Below are 13,199 nucleotides of genomic sequence, written 5' to 3'. Positions count from 1 at the left end.
AAACTGCCCATTTTTGCCGGAATTAGGGCACTTTTACGTCTGCTCGCGCTGAGAATTCTCGTCGACGAAATCCCTTGGCTTCAAGCCTGACTCGATGAGCTGTCGCCGTCGCTCCTGCACATCGGATGCCGCGCCGACCATGTTGGTCAGGATGTGGCTCACCTGAAGGTGCACGCGCATACCCATCAACTCCCAGGCCCGCTTGACGTTGTTCTTCACCGCCATCAACGTGGTCAGTGGTATCTGGCCGATCTTGCGGGCCATCTCCTCCACTGTCTCCTCGAGATCGTCGCGCGGCACCACCTTGTTGAGTAATCCCCATTCAAGGGCTTCCTGCGCGGAAAGTGTTGGCGCCAAGAGCAACCAGTCCATGGTGCGATGCCAGTTCATCAGTAGCCAAGGCTCGATCATGGTGTGCCCGCCGGGCTCTCCGAGGCTCTGCGCCAGTGGCATTTGGAAGTACGCGTCCTCCGACGCGACGCAGAAATCCGTCAGCAGGCCCAGGTAGATGCCGCCCCCCATGCAATAGCCGTGAATCTGAGAGATCGTGGGCTTGGGAAACTCCCACAGGTACAACGTCGGCCACAAGAACAGGTCGGCAGTGCCCTTGTACAGATCCTCGAAGGTATTGCCGAAGTCGGGGTAGGGGTTTTCGTCGGGACCCCATCGTGCGACGTGCCCGCCACAGAAGCCTTTTCCGTTGGCCTTGAGGATCACGACTTTGATGTCTTTGTCGCGGTCGGCCTCATGAAGGCAGGCGTCGACTTCTTGAACCAGTTGCGCGTCCTTGGTATTGGCCTTGTCGGCCTTGTTGAGGATGATCCGCGCAATAGGTGGCTCGCGCTCGTAGATGACCGATTCGAGAGTGCGCCGTTCCATGGTTGTCTCCTATAGGATCGCGCCGTTGTCCTTGGCCGCCGAGATGTCGTCCCAGTCGAGTTCGAGCTCCAACAGAATCTCTTCGGTGTGTTGTCCATGTTCAGGAGCACGTGCGGGCGCCGGCGGTGTCTCGTCGAATTGCACTGGTGCTGCGACGATCTGGTACATGACGCCCTTGTCATCAACATTGGCGATCGTGTATCCGTTCGGCTCGACCTGTGGGTCGTTCAGGGTCTCCTTCGGCGTCGCCAACGCGGCCCACACGCCGGGTTCGTCTTCCAGAGCCTTACGCCAATGCTCGAGGTCCTGTCCGGCGATAGCCTCGCCGACGAGCGCGCACGCCTCGGCGGCGTTGGCAATCAGATGGCTCGACGGCACGAAGCGTTCGTCCGTTGCGAGCTCCGGCAGGCCTATCCGCTCGCAGAAGCCGGCCCAGAACCGATCTGGTTGCAGGAAGACCAACTGCAGCCAACGCCCGTCGCGCGTCTTGTAGCGGTTGACCAGTGGGTTGATCGCCAGACCCGGCGGCGCACCAGGAATGCCGTCGATGTCGAACAGATCGGCCACCGAGATCGACGGGGCAATGGTCCACATCGCTTGGGCCAGTAACGATGAATCGACGATGGACGGTTCTCCTGTGCGTTCACGGTGAAAGAGCGCGGCGCAGACACCACCGGCCAGTGTGATTCCTCCTTGCAGATCGCCGAATCCCGGCCCTTGCACAGCGGGAGTCTCTGCGCCGAAGGGGGTGAGGGTGTAGGCCACCCCGCCGCGTGAAAGGTATGTAGCGGCGTCGAATCCGCCTTTGTTGGCATCGGGCCCACGGACTCCGGTGGCGGTGCCGCGAGCGATGATGATGTTCGGGTTGAACGAGCGAATATCCTCGACCGTCAGCCGCGCACGCTCCAACGGGGCGGGAAGCCAGTTGGTCAGGAAGACGTCCGCGGTGGCCAGCAGACGGCCGAAGTACTCGCGGCCGGTGTCGGACTTGATGTCGATCGCGATGCTGCGCTTGCCGCGGTTGCCCAACTCGAGAATGAAGTCGACATCGGCGCGTGCGTTTTCCCGAGTGAAGCCACCGATCACCAGTGCGCGACCTGGGTCGCCGCCCTTGACGTCCTCCACCTTGATGACGTCGGCGCCCCAATCTGCAAGCGCCGCACCCGCAGACGGCACATACGTCCACGACGCCAGCTCGGCGACGCGAACTCCACGCAGCACCTGTGTCATTGCAACGCCCTTCCGACTTCTTGTAGATATCTGTCGGAGCCGCCGAGAAAGGCGCTCCAGCCGAGCAGGCGCTTGAGATAGAGATGCGCGTCGTGCTCCCAGGTGTAGCCGATGCCGCCGAACACCTGGATGGCGGTGTCCGCGACGGTCGCCAGTTCCCCCGCGAAAGCCTTGGCGCGCACCGCCGCCAGGTGGCGTTCCGCGGGAGGTGCCGCGTCCGCCGCCCACAGCGCATGCAGCACCCCGCTGCGGGCGAGTTCGACTGTCTCGTACATGTCGACGCAGAGATGCTGGACGGCCTGAAAGCTCCCGATGGGCTGGTCGAACTGCCGTCGCACCTTGGCGTAGTCGACGGCAAGGTTCATCACGGTGTTCGCGGCACCCAACGCATCGGCCGCCCCGGCGATCAGCACGTCGTCCACGAGCGCCTGAACGTCATCCGGCGACGAGGACGCCAGGCGCTGAACGTCCACACCGTCAAAACCGACATCGAACAGCTTGCGCGTCGGATCCACATGCGTCCGCTGCGTGAGCGACACCCCGTCGGCCTTCGCATCGACGGCAAAAAGGCCGGCAGTGCCGCCGCCTTCGCCCAGCACGAGCAGAACATCGGCCGCGGCCGCGTCCGGCAGCGCCGAAATCTCGCCGCGTAGAACACCATCGTCGACGACGGGGCGTGCGCCACTGAGCGGGCCGATAGTGGCGATCGTGGAGCCGTCGGCGATGCCTCTCAACAGGGAACCGGCTCCCGCAGCCAAACGTGTCAGCGCGCGCGTCGCGGCCACCGCGCTCGACAGCCAAGGCCCCGGGTAAAGCGCGGCACCGAGTTCTTCGGCGGCGACCCCCGCCTCGACCATGGTCATACCCGATCCGCCGTACTCCTGCGGTACGAGTACGCCGATGGCGCCCAGAGCGGCCAACCCGGCCCACACCTCGTCCGTGTTACCGGTCGGATCATCGAGCATTGGCCGTACATACGTTGTCACACTTGCTTTTTCAGCGAGATAGCGCCGCACGGTGTCCCGCAGTGCCAGCTGCTCGTCGGTGAGTTCGAGGTTCATCGGTGCCCTCTGTCCCCCTGCCCTTCGGGCGGGCGGTGCCCCCTCTTCGCGCGAGCGCTCATCGGTGCCCTCTGCTCTTCGCGCGAGCGCTCATCGGTGCCCTCTGCTCTTCACGCGAGCGCTCATCGCCGCGGCAGCCCAAGCACTCGCGTCGCGGTAACGCTCTTGTTGATCTGGGTCGTCCCGCCTGCGATGGTCAGAGAGCGCGACGTCAGCCGACGATCCGACCATCGTCGGTATCCACCGAGGGGGCCGAGCACGTCGAACGCCAGGACGGCAAGCTCCTGGCCGACTTCGGCCCACACGCTCTTGGCCAGGCTGGCCGATCCGAGCGCGTCGTCCCCGTGCAACGTCGCCGAGATCGAGCGCTGGCAGAGCACCTCGAGGTACTTGATGCGCACCGCCACCTCGCCGAGCCGGCGCAACGTCGCAGTGTCCTCCAGCACCGGGTGTCCGTCGACCGTGCAATCCGCCAGGTCGGCCACGAGATCTCGTAATTGGACGTCTAGCTGCGCATACAGCCGGGCCGCCCCGGCGCGCTCGTGGCTCAGCGTGGTGGTGGCCACCTGCCATCCTCCGTTCAGCGGCCCCAGCAGCGAGTCGGCGGGCACCCGGACGTCGTTGAAGAACACCTCGGCGAAGTCGGCATCGCCGTTGAGTGTGACCAGCGGACGCGCCTCGATGCCAGGCAGCGCCATATCGACGATCAGACATGAGATGCCCTTGTGCTTGGGAGCGTCCGGATCGGTGCGCACATATAGCTGACACCAATCGGCGCGATGTCCCAACGACGTCCAGATCTTTTGGCCGTTGACCACGTATTCGCCGCCGTCGCGCACCGCGCGGGTGCGCAGAGAGGCGAGGTCAGAACCGGCTTCCGGCTCCGACATGCCCTGACACCAGATCTCGTCGGCGCGCACCATGCGGGGAAGCAGCTCGCGCTTCTGGGCGTCGGTTCCGTACTGCATGATCGCCGGTGCGATGTTGTTCATGCCGATCACGTTGAGCGGCACCGGCGCTCGCGCACGCGTCGTTTCCTCCGCATAGACGAGCTGCTCGAGCACCGTGGCCCCGCGGCCGCCGTACTCGTGCGGCCACGACACCGCACCCCACCCAGCGTCGGCCAGCGTGGCGTCCCACGCACGCAGCGCCTGAAATGTATCGGGATCACGACCGCGGCGGCGCCCCGCTGACACCACCTCGTCAGTCAGATTCGCGGACAACCATGCGCGCAGCTCCTTGCGGAACTGCTCCACCTCCGGCGGGTATGAGAAATCCACGGTGTCCTGTCAGGCGCGGTTAGAATGGTTTCTTTTCTATTTTAATAGGTATAGCTAGTCTGGAAGCTAGAGTTGGCACTGTTGCCGCACAACTTCGTGGATGGGCTTTTGATGGCGCGCACCCCGGGCAAATCAGCCATCGTGGGCGTCGGCTACTCGAAGATCCTCCGAGATAAGGGCATTGACGGACGGCCGCTTGCGGTAGAGGCGTCGCGGGCGGCGATCGCCGACGCCGGTCTTGCGATCCGGGATGTCGACGCGGTGTTCGAGTACGCCGGCGACGAGCAGGCCATGGATATCGCCCGGCTGGTCGGCATCGAGAACATGGTGGTCTACGGCGACTACACGCCCCGTGGTCCGTCCGGTCTCGCCGCGGCCATGGGCGCGCACATGGCCGTGCTGTCCGGAGCGTGCGACGTCGCGTTGGTCGTGCGCTCGGTGACCCGCGAGTGGGGTCAGATGAGCGGGCGGGCATTGCCCAAGGCGGCGGGGCCCTGGCAGTGGGAGTTCCCGTACGGTGCGGCCGGCGGCATCATCCCGGTCATGGGGATGAAGAAACAGCGGCGGATGGCCACACTCGGCACGAAAGAGGAAGACTACGGCTGGATTTCGCTGAACGGGCGACGGTGGTCGTCGCTCAACGAGCGCGCGGTCATGCAAGACACGCTCAGCATGGACGACTACCTCGGCTCGCGCTACGTCTCCGAGCCGCTGCGGCTACTCGACTGCGACTATCCAGTCACGGGCGCCTGCGCCGTCGTCATCACCACCGCCGAGCGGGCAGCGGACACGCGGAAGAAACCGGTATGGATTGACGCCATCGCGATGGGGACCGGCTGGAAACCCGATTTCACCTACGGTGACGACTTCCTGTTCGGCGGTACGCGGCCATGTGCCGACACCATGTGGAAGCGCTCGTCGGTGACCGCGGCAGAGGTCGACGTCGCGGAACTCTACGACGGGTTCACCCACCTCGCGATGGCGTGGGTGGAGGCGATGGGCTTTTGCGGGATCGGAGAATTCGGCGACTGGGTGGACGGCGGCAAGACGATCGGGCCGGGCGGTTCGCTTCCGCTGAACACCAGCGGCGGCCAGCTCGCCGAGGGTCGGTTGCACGGCCTGGGTTTCCTGGCCGAGGGGGTGGCGCAGTTGCGTGGGGAATGCGGCCAGCGCCAGGTACCTGGTGCGCAGGTCGCGGCCGTCGCGAATGGCTTCGGCCCGCAGTGCGGCGCATTGGTGTTGACAGTCTGAGGAAGGACCGGCGATGGGCAGGGTAGCGGGCAAGGTAGCGCTGGTCAGCGGAGCCGCACGAGGTCAAGGTCGCTCACATGCGCGACTGCTGGCGGCCGAGGGCGCCGACATCATCGCGGTCGACATCTGCGCCGACATCGAGACCAACGATTATCCGCTCGCACGGCCCGAGGATCTCGACGAGACAGCCAGGCTCGTCGAGAAGGAGGGCCAGCGCGCGTACACCGAGATCGCCGACGTTCGTGACCGTGCGTCGCTGTCCGCCGCGATCGATCGCGGTGTCGCCGAGTTCGGCCAGCTCGACATCGTGGTCGCCAATGCCGGCATCTGCCCGATGACCGCCGGCCTTCCGCCGCAGGCGTTCGTCGACGCGGTCGACGTGGACTTGGTCGGCGTGATGAACCTCATTCACGCCAGCATGAAACACCTGCACGCAGGCGCCTCGATCATCGCGACGGGATCGGTGGCCGCCTTCATGGCGACGGCGGTCAACACCAGCGGGATGGATGGTGGACCGGGCGGTGCGGGGTATGCGTTCGCCAAACAGGTTGTCGCACACTATGTCAACGATCTCGCCCGGACTTTGGCTCCGGAGCAGATCCGGGTGAATGCGGTCCATCCGACGAACGTCAACACCGACATGCTGCACAGCCCGCCCATGTATCGCGCGTTCCGCCCGGATCTGCAGAATCCGACCCGCGAAGACGCCGAAGTCGTGTTCCCCCTTATTCAGGGGATGCCGATTCCCTACGTGGAGCCCGAAGACATCAGCGAGGCCGTGCTGTTCCTCGCCAGCGACGCCGCCAGGTACGTCACCGGGCAGCAACTCCGGGTCGACGCGGGTGGCTACCTGAAGATCAAACCGTGGTCGGGCGTATAGGGGAGCGTGAAATGCCCAAGGGAATCATGTACGTAGAGACGATGCCGGTCTCGCCGGACAAGGAAGACGTGTACCACAAGTGGTACAACGACACGCATTTGGCGCAGATCGTGTCGGTGGACGGGATCGTATCCGCCCGCCGCTTCGCGCCGATCGACGGGAACGGCCCCTTCATCGCCATCTACGAGCTTGACTGCGACGACCTCGATGCGGCCGTGCAGCGGCTGGGCGAGCTCGGCACGAGCGGCAATATGACGGGTCTCGAGAACCTTGCCATGGAGCCAAGGCCGATTCCCCGCGTGTACCGCGAGATCGGTTCGTACGGATCGTGACACCGTCGGCCAAGATTCAGCGGCGCATGTATGCGCTGATGGTGCTGATGAAGGCGGCCGACGATCGCCTCTCCAAGGGCATCAGCACCGGCGAGTTCATGTGCGTGTACTGGCCCTCGCGCGGCCAGGAGGCGATCGCCGCGGCGATGGGCGTCTCCCTCCGAGACGACGACCAGTTGGTGACAACCTACCGCGGTCTGCACGATCTGATCGGCAAAGGCGTTCCACTGAAAGAGATTTACGGCGAGATGATGGGCCGCACCATCGGCGCGAGCCGCGGCAAAGGCGGCACCATGCACATCGCCAAACCCGAGGTGGGTGTGATGCTCTCGACCGGGATCGTCGGCGCAGGACCACCGGTAGCCGTCGGACTGGCGATGGCGGCCAAGCGAAAGGGCCTCGACCGCGTCACGGTGGTCAGCTTCGGCGACGGCGCGACGAACACCGGCTCCTTCCACGAGGCGGCGAACATGGCCGCGCTGTGGGATCTGCCCGTTGTCTTCATGTGCCAGAACAACATGTATGCGGAGATGACACCCACCACCGACACGATGAAGCTCGAGCAGGTCGCCGACCGGGCTTCGGGTTACGGCATGCCGGGTGTACACGTCGACGGCAACGACCCGCTTGCCATCGCGGCGGCGCTGGACGAGGCGTTGGCCCGCGCTCGCCGCGGTGATGGCCCCACCTTCATCGAATGCGTGACGTTCCGCTTCCGCGGCCACTACTTCGGCGATCGCATGCCGTATATCCCGAAAGAGCAACTAGCAGAAGCGATGGCGGCCGACCCGGTGCCGCGGTTCCGCCGGCATCTCGTCGACACCGGCGTGTGCACCGACGACGAGCTGAACCGGATCGACGAAGGTGCGCTCATCTCAGTTGAGTCGGCGCTGAAGACGGTTCTGAGTGCCGAGGCCCCGTCGATCGAGGAACTCGACCGAGACGTGTACGCGACCCCGATCTCCTACCCGGTCTGAGGACGACGAGCATGGACGACAAAGAGATGTCGATGCGCGAGGCGCTGAACCTCGCGCTCGATCAGGCGATGGAAGCCGACGACCGGGTGTTCCTGCTCGGTGAGGACATCGCCGACCCCGGCGCGTCGGGCCCGACGGCGGGGCTGTCGACAAAGTACGGTCACGACCGCGTTTTGGACACCCCGATCTCGGAGGCAGCGATCGTCGGCGCCGCGATCGGTGCGGCGATCGACGGCCTGCTGCCGGTGGCCGAGATCATGATCATGGACTTCATCGGCATCGCGGCCGACCAGTTGATCAACAACGCGGCCAAGCTGAGGTTCATGACGGCGGGCCGGACGACGGCACCGATCACGGTTCGCACTCAGGTATACGGCGGGCTGGCAACCGGCGCAACGCATTCGCAGACGCTCGAGGCCTGGTTCATGCACATTCCCGGGATGAAGGTGATCGTGCCGTCCACGCCGCGCGATGGGAAGGGCCTGCTGACATCGGCGATATTCGACGAGGATCCTTGTCTTTTCGTGGAGACGATCCGGCTGCAGGGTCAAAAGGGCTTGGTGCCAACCGATCCCGGCTTCTCTATCCCACTCGGTCGGGCGGACATCAAGCGCCCGGGATCCGACATCACCATCATCAGCTACGGGCGCAGCGTGCTCGAATCGCTCGCCGCCGCTGTCGCCCTGCAGGAACAGGGAGTGAACGCCGAAGTCGTAGATCTACGCACACTCGTACCGCTGGACATCGACACCATCGTCGAATCGGTTCGACGTACCCGCCGGGCCGTGGTAGTGCACGATGCGGTCCAATTCGCCGGTCCGGGAGCCGAAATCGTGGCGACACTGCATGCGGAGTGCTTCGGCGAGCTTGCCGCGCCCATCGAGCGCGTCGGCGCACGGTTCGTCCCGACCCCTGCGGCCGCCGCGCTCGAGGCTCAGATCTACCCGACGTCGGCGCGCGTCGTCGCCGCCGTCCAGCGGACGCTCGAAAAGGCGGGCGCCCGTGGGTGACTTCCTCATTCGCATCCCCCGAGTCTCGGTGGCCGTGTCCGAAGCCGAGCTTGTCCAGTTGCTCGTGGCGGACGGCCAGCACGTCGAGGAGGGCATGCCGATCTACGTGATCGCAACGGAAAAGGTGGAACAGGAAATCGAGGCCGGTGCATCGGGCACCGTCCAATGGACCGGCGAAGTCGGCACCACATACGACATCGGCGTCGAGATCGGCGTCATCAAAACCTAGGAGAGAGTATGGATCTCAACGAGACCCGTGAACGGATCATCTTCGAAAAGCAGGGCCCCATCGCGAAGATCACGCTCAACTGGCCTGAGAAGGCCAATGCCCAGGATCAGAAGCAGGTCGAGGAGATCGACGACGCGCTGCGGGACGCGGACCGCGACTACGACATCAAGGTGCTTGTCCTGAAGGCCAACGGGAAGGGCTTCTGCTCAGGACATGCGATCGGCAACAACTCGGTGGACTACCCGGAGTTCGTCGAGGGCTTCAAAGCCACTGGCACGCCGTGGAAGCCGCAGACCGATCTGTTCGTCAAGCCGATTCTGAACCTGTGGGAGTTCTCGAAACCGACGGTCTCGCAGATCCACGGCTACTGCGTCGGCGGCGGCACTCACTACGGGCTGATCACCGACATCGTGATCGCCTCGGAGGATGCCTACTTCTCCTATCCGCCGCTGCAAGGGTTCGGCATGCCGTCTGGAGAGTGCTCGATCGAGCCGTGGGTTTTCATGAACTGGCGCCGCGCCGCCTACTACCTATTCACCGCCCAGGTGATCGACGCCAAGAAGGCCTTGGAGGTCGGCCTCGTGAACGAGGTGGTCCCGCTTGAGGACCTCGACGCACGTGTCGACGCGATCGCCCGCCACATCGCCCAGGCTCCGCTGACGACACTGTTGGCCACCAAGGCGAACCTCAAGCGGGCCTGGGAGCTGATGGGCATGCGGGTGCACTGGCAGAGCTCCAACGATCTCGTCGCACTCGCTTCGCTCAGCTCGGATGTGCAGGCCCTGATTCAGAGGGTGTTCGCCGACAAGATCCTGCCGTCGGAGATGGCCGAACGGCAGGCCGCCGCATCCAAGGACGGCGCAGCGGCGACGTAGGGGACCCGTTGAACATTGCCGACCACGCGGCCGGGGCCGCAGACTCCCCGGCCCTGATCGTCGCGGATGGCGCCACGATTTCGTACGGAGAGCTGTACGCAAGGAGCCAACGGGTGGCCGCCCTGCTGCACGAGGCGGGGCTGCGGCGTGGCGACGGCGTGGCACTGGTGCTACCGAACCGCCCTGAGTTCTTGGAAATCACTTGGGGCTGCCAGCTTTCCGGCTTGTACTACAGCGCGATCAACACCCACTTCACGCCCGACGAAGTGGCCTATGTGGTCGACGACTCCGAAGCCAAGGCGGTGTTCGTCGATGCAGGCGGTGATCTCCACATCGATATCGCCGGCGTTTGGCACCCATACGAGGACGCACTTGCCGGCGCAGGCGGGGCGCCGCCGATTTCGGACGGATCCGAGATGCTGTACTCGTCCGGCACCACCGGCAAGCCCAAGGCCGTTCGCCGGCCGCTGCCGACTGACGGCAACGGCTCGTGGGCACAAAAGGTGCTGGAGTACACGCTGACGCAGCGCTACGGCATGACGTCGGAGAGCGTGTATCTGTCCCCGGCACCGCTGTATCACGCGGCGGGCGTCAACTACGCGATGGCGGTTCATCGCGTCGGCGCGGCCGCCATCCTGATGCGCAAGTTCGACGCCGAGGCGGTACTGCGTCACATCGAGACGTACCGGGTCACACACGCGCAGTTCGTGCCGACGATGTTCGTGCGGATGCTCAAGCTGCCCGACGTGGTTCGCCGCTCCTATGACGTCTCGAGCCTGGAGTACGTTATCCATGCGGCCGCCCCCTGTCCCGTCGACGTCAAACATCGCATGATGGAGTGGTTCGGCCCTATCATCTACGAGTATTACGGTGGCACAGAGGGTTTCGCGGGTACGACCATCGACCCGCAGGAATGGCTCGCCCATCCCGGCTCGGTCGGCAAGCCGTTCACGCCGATGCACGTGGTGGGCGAGGATGGCTCTGAGCTTACGGTCGGCGAGTCGGGGGAGCTCTACTTCGAAGGCGGACCGCCCTTCGAGTACTTCAAGGATCCCGAGAAGACTGCGTCGGTGTCCAATGAACACGGTTGGCGATCGCTGGGCGACATGGGTTATGTCGACGACGACGGCTACCTGTATCTCACGGACCGGTCGACGTTCATGATCGTCGCCGGTGGGGTGAACATCTACCCGCAGGAGGCGGAGAACCTTCTCGTCATGCATCCCAAGCTCGTCGACGCCGCGGTGTTCGGGGTTCCGAACGAGGAATTCGGTGAAGAGGTGAAGGCCGTCGTGCAGCCCGAGGAGGGCGTCACGGCCGGGCCCGAACTAGAGGCGGAGCTCATCGAGTACTGCCGGGCTCACCTCGCGTCGTACAAGTGTCCGCGCTCAGTCGATTTCGATTCCGAGCTGCCGCGCGACCCGAACGGCAAGCTCTATAAGCGGCGCATCCGCGAGCGCTACTGGCAGGGTCGGACGTCACGAATCCTCTGACTGTGCGCGCGAATCCTCTGACTGTGCGCGCGAACGTTCCTTACCGCACGAGTTCCGGGCGGATTTTCGAGCGGTACGGAACGTTCGGCGCTAGCTGGCCCGGACGTACGTTGTGCCGCGCGGTTCGCGCATCCATAGCTCGCCATCGCCTGCAGTCGGCCCTTGCGCGGCAAGTTCGCGCTTGAGCACTTTGTGCGTCGCAGTGGTTGGCAGGTCAGCGGTGATGCGGACGTATCGTGGCCAGGCCTTCGGTGACAGATCCGATTGCGCGGCCAGGAACGACTCGAAGCCCTCGGGATTCAGCTTCGATCCCTCGTTGAGCACCACTGCGGCCATGATCTGGTCACCCACGTTCTCGTCGGGCACCGCATAGACAGCGACCCGGTTGATGTCGGGCAGGCGGACGAGGATGCGTTCGATCGGGGCCGCCGCGAGATTCTCGCCGTCTACACGCATCCAGTCGGCGGTGCGGCCTGCCAGGTAGATCCAGCCGTCGGTGTCGCGGTACGCCAGATCTCCCGACCAGTACATTCCGTGCCGCATGCGTTCGGCGGTCGCGTCCTCGGCGTTGTAGTAGCCGGTGAAGAAACCGGTTCCGGACGTGTTGACCAGCTCGCCGACCGCTTCGTCGGCGTTGATCAGCGCTCCGTCCGCGTCGAAGCGGGCAACCGGACACTCGGTCAAGGTGTCCGGGTTGTAGATCGCCACACCCGGAAAGCCTTTGCCGAGTGACCCTTTCGGCGTTCCGGGCTCACGGGTGATGATGACGGCGTTCTCGCTGGAGCCGAAACCATCCCACACCAACGTGTCGAACCGCCGCTGGAACTCCTCGATGTCACGGTCGCTGGCCTCGTTGCCGAATGCGACGCGCAGCGAATTGTCGGCGTCGTCGGGACGTTCGGGGGTGGCCAGGATATAGGCGAGCGGCTTGCCGACGTAGTTCATATAGGTGGCGCCGTAGCGGCGGATGTCGTCCAAGAATTTCGACGCCGAGAACTTCGCGGGAGCCATCGCCGCACCTGTCGCGATTGCCACCCCCCAGCCCGCCACCAACGCGTTGGAATGGAACAGCGGCATCGACAGGTAGCAGGTGTCGGCGGCAGTGACGTCGAATTTCTGCACCAGATTCGCACCCGACATCAGGACCATGAAGTGCGATACCTTGACCGCCTTCGGGTCTCCGCTGGTGCCGGAGGTGAAGATCAGCATGTAGGGGTCGAGCGCCTCGACCTCGCGGTAGGGCGTTAATGCGCCCGCCGATTCCACGAAGCGCGCCCACTCTTCGGTGGAGGTGTCGAACACCTGCACGCCGGCCAAGTCGATTCCGTCCAGAAGCACCCGGTGCTCCGCATCGGTTAACACGATCTGGCAATCGGCCTTCCGGACGTCGACGGCCAAGGCGGCACCGCGCCTGGTGGTGTTGAGCCCGCACAGCACATATCCGCCGAGGCCGGCCGCCGCCATCTGATTCAAGAACTCGGGTGTGTTGCCCAGCAGCACGCCGACGTGGACGGGCCGGTCGCGGTCGACGATCGTCAGCAGCGCGGCGGCGCGCGCGGACGCGTCGCGCAGGTGCTCACGCCACGTCCATTGCTGGTCGCCGTACTTCACGGCAACATCGTCAGATGTTGCGCGTTCTCGAAGCAGTTGCTGGATGGTCTCGCTCGGCATCCTGCTATTTTTAGCAAACAGCCAGTGAGGT

At 64.6% G+C, this 13,199-nt stretch carries 13 protein-coding genes; 8 read left to right on the top strand and 5 right to left on the bottom strand.

The features are described from left to right. Positions 1-33 precede the first annotated feature (33 nt). From VJV41_RS10115 to VJV41_RS10100, 4 genes are all read right to left on the bottom strand, one after another. Positions 34-879, bottom strand: coding sequence for an enoyl-CoA hydratase-related protein (locus VJV41_RS10115; protein ID WP_325333213.1), 846 nt, complete (start codon positions 877-879; stop codon positions 34-36). Positions 880-888: 9 nt separating this feature from the next. Beyond that, entirely contained in the window at positions 889-2,109 is a 1,221-nt protein-coding gene (locus VJV41_RS10110; protein ID WP_325333210.1) for a CoA transferase, read from the bottom strand. Further along, a complete protein-coding gene (locus VJV41_RS10105) occupies positions 2,106-3,170 on the bottom strand; it encodes an acyl-CoA dehydrogenase family protein (RefSeq protein ID WP_325333208.1) in 1,065 nt (354 codons plus the stop codon). The genes VJV41_RS10110 and VJV41_RS10105 overlap by 4 nt, the downstream gene beginning before the upstream one ends. Positions 3,171-3,292: 122 nt before the next feature. Further along, positions 3,293-4,450 (bottom strand): acyl-CoA dehydrogenase family protein, encoded by a 1,158-nt coding sequence (locus VJV41_RS10100; RefSeq protein WP_325333207.1) that lies wholly within the window; start codon positions 4,448-4,450, stop codon positions 3,293-3,295. An 81-nt stretch (positions 4,451-4,531) separates the two neighbouring features. On the opposite strand from VJV41_RS10100, the gene VJV41_RS10095 reads away from it, so the two are divergent. The 8 genes from VJV41_RS10095 to VJV41_RS10060 are packed head-to-tail and all read left to right on the top strand — an operon-like array spanning position 4,532 to position 11,497. Then, positions 4,532-5,701, top strand: coding sequence for a thiolase family protein (locus tag VJV41_RS10095; protein ID WP_325333206.1), 1,170 nt, complete (start codon positions 4,532-4,534; stop codon positions 5,699-5,701). 13 nt (positions 5,702-5,714) lie between these two features. After that, positions 5,715-6,581: a mycofactocin-coupled SDR family oxidoreductase gene (locus VJV41_RS10090; protein ID WP_325333204.1), complete on the top strand. Its 867-nt coding sequence runs from the start codon at positions 5,715-5,717 to the stop codon at positions 6,579-6,581. An 11-nt stretch (positions 6,582-6,592) separates the two neighbouring features. Further along, positions 6,593-6,913 (top strand): hypothetical protein, encoded by a 321-nt coding sequence (locus tag VJV41_RS10085; protein WP_325333202.1) that lies wholly within the window; start codon positions 6,593-6,595, stop codon positions 6,911-6,913. A 26-nt stretch (positions 6,914-6,939) separates the two neighbouring features. Beyond that, the gene (locus VJV41_RS10080) at positions 6,940-7,890 is read left to right on the top strand and encodes a thiamine pyrophosphate-dependent dehydrogenase E1 component subunit alpha (RefSeq protein WP_325333255.1); all 951 of its coding nucleotides are present in this window, start codon (positions 6,940-6,942) and stop codon (positions 7,888-7,890) included. An 11-nt stretch (positions 7,891-7,901) separates the two neighbouring features. Then, positions 7,902-8,900: an alpha-ketoacid dehydrogenase subunit beta gene (locus tag VJV41_RS10075; protein ID WP_325333200.1), complete on the top strand. Its 999-nt coding sequence runs from the start codon at positions 7,902-7,904 to the stop codon at positions 8,898-8,900. Further along, a complete protein-coding gene (locus VJV41_RS10070; RefSeq protein ID WP_325333199.1) occupies positions 8,893-9,129 on the top strand; it encodes a biotin/lipoyl-containing protein in 237 nt (78 codons plus the stop codon). The genes VJV41_RS10075 and VJV41_RS10070 overlap by 8 nt, the downstream gene beginning before the upstream one ends. Before the next feature lie 8 nt (positions 9,130-9,137). Beyond that, on the top strand, positions 9,138-10,004 hold the full coding sequence (locus VJV41_RS10065; RefSeq protein WP_325333198.1) for an enoyl-CoA hydratase/isomerase family protein: 867 nt from the start codon (positions 9,138-9,140) through the stop codon (positions 10,002-10,004). 8 nt (positions 10,005-10,012) lie between these two features. Then, on the top strand, positions 10,013-11,497 hold the full coding sequence (locus VJV41_RS10060; RefSeq protein WP_325333197.1) for an acyl-CoA synthetase: 1,485 nt from the start codon (positions 10,013-10,015) through the stop codon (positions 11,495-11,497). Positions 11,498-11,587: 90 nt separating this feature from the next. On the opposite strand, the gene fadD1 is transcribed toward VJV41_RS10060, so the two are convergent. Next, a complete protein-coding gene (gene fadD1 / locus VJV41_RS10055) occupies positions 11,588-13,168 on the bottom strand; it encodes a fatty-acid--CoA ligase FadD1 (RefSeq protein WP_325333195.1) in 1,581 nt (526 codons plus the stop codon). Positions 13,169-13,199: the final 31 nt, after the last annotated feature.

The sequence above is a fragment of the Mycobacterium sp. genome (assembly GCF_035274705.1).
Classification (GTDB): Bacteria; Actinomycetota; Actinomycetes; order Mycobacteriales; family Mycobacteriaceae; genus Mycobacterium.
Note: the sequence above shows the minus strand (reverse complement) of the source record. Positions and strands in the feature narration are given on the sequence as shown.